At 65.3% G+C, this 1,978-nt stretch carries 1 protein-coding gene; it reads right to left on the bottom strand.

Annotation, left to right across the window (positions count from 1 at the left end; translation table 11 throughout):
* On the bottom strand, nt 1-1,978 hold a 1,978-nt coding region (locus tag PQQ96_RS41885; protein ID WP_408303263.1), incomplete at both ends, for a condensation domain-containing protein.

Raw genomic sequence — 1,978 nt, 5'->3', positions numbered from 1 at the left:
GAATACATCGCTCGCGAAGCCGAACGACAGATAGAGTGCGCCATTGCGTTCCTCGGCGTGCAGCATCAGATCGTATTGCGTACTGCCCGTACCGGCGTCGATGCGCGTCGCCGACAGACCCGGCAGCCGCAGCGCGTCGATGCCGTCGTCAACACGCAGATCGAACATCACCTGAAACAACGGCGTTTGAAGCAGATTGCGCTCCGGCTGCAAGGCATCGACGATGCGGCCGAACGGCACGTCCTGATGTGCATGCGCAGCCAGCACCCGGTCCCGCACCTGCTCCGCAAGCTGCGCAAAAGTCTCGCGCACGCGCAGATCGCCGCGGATCACCAGCGTGTTGACGAAGAACCCCACCATGCCTTCCGTCTCGATCTGCTCACGGCCTGCAGCCGGAATACCGACGCGGATATCCGGCGCGCCCGTGTAGCGATGCAGCAGCACGTCGAAGGCGGCGAGCAAGATCATAAAGAGCGTCACCCCCTCGCCGGCATGACCGGCACGCAGACGTTGCGCGACGCCGCGCGGCACCGTGTGCAACACACGCCCCCCGGCGCCCGAACGGGCCTGCCGTCGTTCGCGATCGACGGGAAGTTCCAGCATCGGGTGCGAGGTACCCAGTGTCGTGCGCCAGTAATCGAGTTGCGCGTCCAGTGCTGCCTCGTCGATACGTCGGCGTTGCCACGCAGCGAAGTCGGTGTACTGGATCGGCAGCGAAGGCAACGGCGTGGCTTCCGACGCATCGAGCGCTGCGGCATAGAGCGCGCTGAAATCTTCGATCAACACCCGGATAGACCAACCGTCGGCGATGATGTGATGCATCGACAACGCCAGCACATGGGTCGTTGCATCAAGTGTGAACAAACCGATGCGCGACGACGGGCCGCCCAACAGATCGAAGGGCTCCTGCGCGAAAGCGTGAAGCTGGTTGTCGAGTTCGGTTGAGCGGTCCTGCAGATCGTATTCGCGCCACTCGAACTGGCGACCGGCAGCGGTGTCGGCGACCTGCTGACGCACGAGACCACCTGTCTCCGTGAAGCGCAAACGCAATGCGTCGTGCCGCCCGGCCAGTGCGTCGAGCGCGTTGCGCAACGCGGGCAAGGACAGTTCGCCTTCCAGACGCAGGGCGCCGGCCACGTTGTAGGCAGCGCTGTCGGGTTCGAGCCGCCAGAGCACCCACAGGCGCTCCTGTGCATGCGACAGCGGCACAGGAACGCCGGGTTTCGTTACACGAGGAATCGATGTATCTTGCGCCGCAGCGGGAGACTGCCCGGCGTGCGCAAGCTCGTCGAGGTAGCGCGCGAAGCGTTGCAGTTCGGGATGATCGAAGACCGCCTGCAGCGGCACGTCACGGCCCACGTCCCGACGCACACGCGACAGCACGCGCACGGCGAGCAGCGAATGTCCACCGAGTCTGAAGAAATCATCCTGCACGCCCACACGTTCAACGCCCAGCACGTCACACCAGATCTGCGCGAGTAGTGCTTCGGTCGGCGTGGCGGGTTCCACGTGTTCGTCCGCGGTTGTTGCATCCGGTGCCGGCAGCGCGGCACGGTCCAGCTTGCCGTTGTGCGTCAGCGGCAACGCGTCGAGCAGCACGTATGCGCCCGGCACCATATGCGCAGGCAGCGCCTGTGCAAGCGACTGTTCCAGTTGCGCGGCGTCACACCCCGTCTTCTCTTGCGGCACCACATAGGCGACGAGCCGTCGACCTTCATGTGCCAGAACCCGCGCCTCGCGTACCGTCGGCAACGCCGCCAATGCCACCTCGATTTCCCCCAGTTCGATCCGGAATCCACGGATCTTCACCTGCGCATCATTACGACCGATATAGACGATCCCGCCATCGGCCTCGCGCCGTGCCAGGTCACCTGAGCGATACAGCCGCGCGCCGTCCGTGCCCCACGGGTCCGGCACAAACCGCTCCGCGCTCAGCCCCGCACGGCCCAGGTATCCACGCGCGAGACCCGCGCCGCCC

It is taken from the genome of Paraburkholderia sediminicola (assembly GCF_046027825.1).
In the GTDB taxonomy this organism is placed as follows: domain Bacteria; phylum Pseudomonadota; class Gammaproteobacteria; order Burkholderiales; family Burkholderiaceae; genus Paraburkholderia; species Paraburkholderia sediminicola_D.
The sequence above is the reverse complement of the archived record's forward strand: the minus strand, read 5'-3'. Positions and strand labels throughout refer to the sequence as shown.